Origin of the sequence: Succinatimonas hippei YIT 12066 (genome assembly GCF_000188195.1) — a bacterium.
In the GTDB taxonomy this organism is placed as follows: domain Bacteria; phylum Pseudomonadota; class Gammaproteobacteria; order Enterobacterales; family Succinivibrionaceae; genus Succinatimonas; species Succinatimonas hippei.
Genome location: NZ_GL831011.1, coordinates 1 through 6,557, shown reverse-complemented (window position 1 = coordinate 6,557; position 6,557 = coordinate 1). Strand labels below are relative to the sequence as shown.

Genomic DNA, 6,557 nt, shown 5'->3' with positions numbered 1-6,557 from the left:
GCTGATAGATATACAAAAATGAGCAGAGTTCGGGTTTTCGGGCACCAAAAGAAAAGAGCCTGCCTTTTCAGCAAACTCTCTTAAACTAAATAAAGACGAAATTAATCAGCCTTATTGCGTAAAATCGGCGGAACTTCCCAAATATTTTCAGAAGGAGAATCATTGGAGTATGAAGGATTAATCTTAACCTCTTCTACATCCTCATCGGTAAAGCTTGCGGCTGCATTTGCATTATCAAGAGCGGCATGCGAACCGAAATCAATCGGATCGGCAGGACGAGCTGATCCGAAGTTTGCCATATGCGGCTGCGGTTCATTGCGTGAGGCATTCTGCTTTTGTGAAAAAGCAAAGAAGCCTCCTTCTACTTTTTCAGGACCGGGAACGAAATTACGACCGCCGCGATTTTGATTTGCCGGGCGGCCTACTGCTGCCGGGCTCTCTGCTCCGGGGATATCAGATCCTGAAATGCCGGTAATAAGGATAGTAATGGAAATCTGATCTTCGGCAATATTTTCATCAAAAGCCAAACCGTAAACACAATCGGCTTCAGCATCGGCATAGCTCTGAATTTCATCACAGATTTCACTGAACTTGATAATCGGGAAATTCGGATTTAACTTACAGAATGCAAGTAAGCCGTTTGCAGAAGAAATATCAACCTGCTCGATAAGCGGAGAGTGAATGGCGCGCTGAATAGCATCTTCAACAAAGTTGGCACCCTGACCTACACCGCTGCCTATCATGGCATGGCCGCGTCCGCGCATAATGGTCTGAACGTCGGCAAAGTCAACGTTAATGTAAGCCGATGTGGTAATGCATTCGGTAATGCCCTTGACAGCACGATACAGAACGTCATTTGCTTCGTTAAATGCGCTGATAATTGAAATATTGGCGCCTAAATTCTTTAACAGCTTATCGTTTTCAATAACGATTAAAGAGTCAACATGCTTGCTAAGCTCGTTAATGCCGGATTCGGCGTTTAACATATGACGACGGCCTTCAAAACGGAACGGCTTCGTGACGACTGCTACGGTTAAGGCTCCGGTCTCTTTAGCGATTTCAGCAATTACGGGAGCCGCACCGGTACCGGTACCGCCGCCCATACCTGCAGTGATAAACACCATGTCGGATCCCTGCAGAAGCTTCTTTAAATCTTCCTTGCTTTCTTCGGCTGCCTTGCGGCCTACGTTAGGATCACATCCTGCGCCCAAACCGTTAGTTAACTTAACACCGATTTGCACTTTGGTATTGGCAGTTGATTTCATCAAAGCCTGCAAATCAGTATTTACCGCGATAAATTCAACACCGTCTACGCTCTGATTAATCATGTGCTGGACGGTATTGCTGCCGCCGCCGCCGACACCGATGACGCGTATAACACAATTATTGGTAGATCTGCTCATTCCGCCTGAGGTATTTGAAACCGATTCAACGCTAAAATCGCTCATATTTTTCTCTCTGTATTTTCAGGAAATTCCTGTTATGTGTTAAACCTATTATTACATAAAAATTCTTGTGAAGTTACAGCTCACGTGAGAACCAATCTTTAATTTTTCCAAAGACTGATTTCACTCCTGACTGTTCGGCGCGCTCCGTTTCATAATTGCGTTCATTCATTACGCTCTTGCCAAAACGCAGCATACCTACGCACACGGACTTATCCGGGCCTATCGGTTCTTCCTTAAATCCGGTTACGCCGCGGGCTTTTCCGATTTTAACTTTCACAACTGAATTTGAATCAGGAGCCAAACGATAAGCGGCAAGCTCCTCAATTCCTTTGGTCTTGGCCATTCCGCCCGTGAGAACGAAACCTGCCCCCAAACTTAAAACCATTCCGTTTTTACGGCTTAAGCTTTCAATGCGATCACGGATTGAATAGAAAATATCTTCAAGTCCCTGATAAATTAAATCCGCAAGCTCAAGCTTGCTTACGATGCACTCTTCTCCTTCTTCGGAGTTATTTAAAGTGATCTTAAAACGACGTTTTTTATCTTCAGGCGACAGCATGCGCGGGAAAGCTACACCGTATTCATTTTTAAGCTGCTCGGCAACAGATAACGGCAGCGCAAAGTAAGTAGCAATTCTGCGCGTAATCTCAGATCCGCCGCGCTCAAGGCCAAAAGAAAATACCATGCGCTTACGATCATATACGGTAACGTTAACCGTACCGCCGCCGAAATCAATAAGACCTACACCGATTTCCTTTTCGCCTTCAGTCAAAACGGCATCCGATGCTGCAATGCCGTTATACACCACATGATCGATTAAAACATTAGGTGAAATCTTTGCTATCGCACTGCGGAAATTGTTTTCCTGATCGCGGCTGCAACTTATGATGTGAACTTTTACGTCAAGACGCATTGCCGACAAACCGATAGGATTGGTGATGTCGGAAGTGTTTTCCACGGTATAAAACTGCGGAATAACATGAATTATATGATGTCCGTCGGTAAGTCTTATCGAGCGCGCATTTTCAATAGCCTTATCACGATCGTATAAAGAAACGATCTTATTTTGAACGGTAGCAGCCCCGCTGGCATTTTTTGACTCGATATAACGGCCTGCTATACCCAAAATGCAATGACTTAAATTTACTCCGAACTCGGACTCAAACACCTGTACCAATGTTGACAAACGATTTGATAAAGCTGCCAGATCGCTTACGGCACCGTTGCTGATACCGGCAGACTTGGTCTCGCGATAAAACAGAACTTTTACTTGTCCGTCATCAAGCACTTCACCGGCAATAAGGCGAATCATGGATGAGCCGATATCGATTGCAACCAGAACTTTCTGGGCGTCAGAGCTGCGGCGCATCGTTTGATTTTTTCCTGAATTCTGTGAAAACAGCATCTTCTCTTTTTCACTCCTGCTTTTCTGTATTCTTAGTATCTGATTCTTTTTTGTAATTTACGGCAAATCCCACGTCATAACGCAAATCAACATAGTTGATTTCATCCAAATTCATCTGTGTTTGACGGTAGACATCAACAAAGCGTCTTAAACGTCTTAGAATAATATCATTATCATTGTTGCGACCTAATACAAGCTCTGTTCCGTTGGATAAAATCACATGATAACAGCGAATGTTATCAAGATTAACCGCAACAAGCTGCAGCGGAGCCCTTTTTAATTCTTTAATAAATAATACGGTTTTAGCGTAAACTTCAGGCGCCAAATTATCATGGTAAGCGCTAAGTTTCACCAAAGAACGCTTAAAGCGGCGCAAATCCGGATAGAAAACCGATTGCGTCTTAGCATCATACAAACCGTCGTTTTTCCAAAAAGCGGCAGGCTCATGCTCGACTATTGAAACTATAAGGGTGTCGGGCATCTGCTTTTCGATTTCAACATGAGCCACCCACGGGATCTGCGACAGCGTATTGAGCACCGGAGATAAATCAAGTGTTGAAATATTCTCTCCGGCCGTCATTCTGCCGATAATATCGGCAATATCCTTTTTATTAACCGCGTTAAGAACACCGTCAATAACCGTCTGCCGTACGGGCATCGCTTTATCGGAAGTCATCATGCCCTTTAAGGTCACAAAACCTACCCCCACCAAAACGACAACCCCGACAAAAAATAAAATGCCGAGGATAAAACCGCCGCGGCTTAACCCGCGACGTCTAGGATAGGGGTGTCGAGCTGATGTCAGGACCTTTTCCATCGCTTACAGACCGTTCTTCCATCTGTCCTTAAGGATCCCGGCCACCTGCACTACATTGCCGGCCCCCTGAGTTAAAACGATATCGTTTTCTTTAACGATGTGATCCAAAATCTCGGGAACTTCGGCAACGTCACGGGCAAAATGCGGCTCAAGTTTGCCTTTGGCTCTAATCGAGCGGCACAAATGGCGTCCGTCGGCGCCTTGAATCGGATCTTCTCCGGCCGGATAAACTTCAAGCAGAACAAGCTCGTCAACCTGTTGCAAAACTCTTATGAAGTCTTCATATAAATCACGGGTACGAGTATAGCGGTGAGGCTGGAACACCATAACCAAACGGCGATTCGGCCAGCCGCGGCGAACCGCATCAATGGTAGCCTGAACCTCAGACGGGTGATGACCGTAATCATCGACGAGACTTACGATTCCCTGCGGCGACATTAACTTACCGTAACGCTGGAAGCGGCGTCCGACGCCAGCAAAATTCTTTAAAGCGCGCTTTATTGAATCGTCATCAATTCCCTCTTCCATGGCAACGGCAATAGCTGCCGCCGCGTTTTTTGCCATATGAATTCCAGGAAGATTCAATTCAATCTTAAGCGGGGAAGCATTTTTACGTAATACGGTAAAAGTACTGCCGGCTTCTTTCTGCTCATAATCGACAACCTGCAGATCACTTCCTTCTATAGTTCCGTAAGTCACTACCGCGCGCCCGATACGCGGCATTAATTTACGGATAACCGGATCGTCATTGCATACTACCGCAACACCGTAAAACGGCAAATTATGCAAAAACTCAATAAAAGTATCTTCAAGTTTGGAAAAATCACCGCCATAGGTTTCAAGATGATCGGCCTCAATATTGGTAACGACCGTCATCATCGGCTGCAGATGCAGGAACGACGCATCGGATTCATCCGCCTCTGCTATAAGGTAACGTGAACTGCCTAAACGGGCATTGGTTCCGGCACTGTTTAACAGTCCGCCGATAACGAATGTCGGATCAAGCCCCGCCTCTGCGAAAATACTTGAAATAAGACTTGTAGTTGTGGTTTTGCCGTGAGTTCCCGCTACCGCGATGCCATAGCGGTAGCGCATCAATTCACCCAGCATTTCAGCGCGTCTTACCACCGGAATGCGTTTTTCAATAGCAGCGTTAACCTCAGGATTACCCTGATGAATTGCCGAAGATACGACGACGACACTAGCACCTTCGATATTTTCAGCACGATGCCCGATAAATACGTCTATTCCCAGATCTTCAAGACGCTTGGTCACTTTACTTGCAGCAATATCAGATCCCGAAACGCTGTAGCCCTCATTGCGCAATACTTCGGCAATGCCGCACATACCGGCGCCCCCGATGCCCACAAAATGAATTCTTTTAACTTTGTGCATCAAAGGGATAAATACTTTTTCTACTTCTTGTTTTACATTTTCCATCATTTTTTACTTCACTAACGAATTAATGACTTCAACCACTTCATCAGTGGCATGCAATGAGGCTTGAGCACGAGCGTTTTGCGACATCTTATCAAGTAAAGAGCGATCACTTAATAAAGGCTCTATTACCGCCTTTAAACTTTCATCATTTAAATCTTGCTGCGCAATAATCTTGGCCGCTCCGGCATTGACCATAGTCATGGCATTTTTGGTCTGGTGATCATCAACGGCCGTAGGCAGCGGAATAAAAATCGCCGGAAGACCTGCCGCACTTACTTCGGCAACAGTCAAAGCTCCGGCTCTGCAGATGATAAGGTGCGCCCATAAATACACTTTATCCATGTCATGGATAAAGTCACTTACCTGATAAGAAAAGGCAGCCCCATTATAACGTTCAAGAGTTGCCTCGGAGTTGCCTTTGCCTGCTTGATGCACAACATCAATCTTATCGCCAAACTGTTTTAAAGCCTCAGGCAGCTTTTCATTTAAAGCTTTAGCACCAAGCGATCCGCCGACAATCAGCACGCATAATTTACCGTAGTTAAAATCACGTTTTGATTCATGCAAAGCCATGATTTCTTCACGTACGGGATTGCCGACAAGCTTTACCTTACTGCCGGTAAAAGCACCGGGAAAGCCCAAAAGAACACGGGAGGCCAACTTAAACAACAAACGGTTGGTAAGACCTGCCGCCGCATTTTGCTCATGCAGAACAAGGGGAATACGCAAAAGATATGCAGCAACACCACCGGGGCCTGACGCATATCCGCCCATACCGATGCATACTCCGGGACGAAACTTTCTTAGAACGGCAAGCGCCTCAAGAATTGCTCTTATAAGCATAAAAGGAGCGGTAAGTTTTGCCTTAAGGCCGTTGCGTCTTATGCCTTTGACATCAATGTACTCAATATTAAACCCGTGTTTGGGGACTAACATTTCTTCCATTCGACCGCGAGTGCCCAACCACAAAATTTCATAGCCGTGCTCCTGCAGCTTTTTGGCAATAGCCAATGCCGGAAAAACATGTCCTCCGGTACCGCCTGCCATAATAAGTACACGCTTATTTTTCACAGATGAACGCCTTAAAAATAGCTCAACAAAAATATTAACAACCGCAATAATACTGATTTATAGCTTATTTGTCGGATAGATAATTTTAGCATAGACTTAACGGGACAAATTCACGGCAGCTGAAATGGCGTTAATTACCGGTAACTTAAGAGTCTTTAGCAAGCTATCATACCGATGGCGTTTACGTGCCTATTTCTTTTTTGCTGCCTTCTTAACTAAAGAAAACAACATGTATTTGATAAAAAAGCTAACGTGCTAGATTTAAAAAACACCTTAAAATTTTTAACGAGTTTACCCATCTGAAATTTACAGCTAATTTTTTGCTAACTTTTAACTATTATGATATGGCAAAACGATGAACAGTACTGAGATCACA

General features: G+C 44.8%; 5 protein-coding genes. All 5 read right to left on the bottom strand.

The window, feature by feature from the left end:
• Positions 1 to 101: 101 nt before the first annotated feature.
• The 5 genes from ftsZ to murG all read right to left on the bottom strand — a co-directional run bounded on the left by ftsZ (position 102) and on the right by murG (position 6,181).
• Complete coding sequence (gene ftsZ / locus HMPREF9444_RS06270) at positions 102 to 1,448, bottom strand: cell division protein FtsZ (protein WP_009143563.1); 1,347 nt, start codon at positions 1,446 to 1,448, stop codon at positions 102 to 104.
• Positions 1,449 to 1,521: 73 nt separating this feature from the next.
• Complete coding sequence (gene ftsA / locus HMPREF9444_RS06265) at positions 1,522 to 2,853, bottom strand: cell division protein FtsA (protein WP_009143562.1); 1,332 nt, start codon at positions 2,851 to 2,853, stop codon at positions 1,522 to 1,524.
• 10 nt (positions 2,854 to 2,863) lie between these two features.
• On the bottom strand, positions 2,864 to 3,670 hold the full coding sequence (locus HMPREF9444_RS06260; protein WP_009143561.1) for a cell division protein FtsQ/DivIB: 807 nt from the start codon (positions 3,668 to 3,670) through the stop codon (positions 2,864 to 2,866).
• 3 nt (positions 3,671 to 3,673) lie between these two features.
• Positions 3,674 to 5,110 carry a UDP-N-acetylmuramate--L-alanine ligase gene (gene murC, locus HMPREF9444_RS06255; RefSeq protein WP_040909336.1) on the bottom strand — a complete coding sequence of 479 codons (1,437 nt, stop codon included), beginning with the start codon at positions 5,108 to 5,110 and terminating at the stop codon, positions 3,674 to 3,676.
• Between the two features lie 6 nt (positions 5,111 to 5,116).
• Entirely contained in the window at positions 5,117 to 6,181 is a 1,065-nt protein-coding gene (gene murG / locus HMPREF9444_RS06250) for an undecaprenyldiphospho-muramoylpentapeptide beta-N-acetylglucosaminyltransferase (RefSeq protein ID WP_083801134.1), read from the bottom strand.
• Between the last annotated feature and the right edge of the window lie 376 nt (positions 6,182 to 6,557).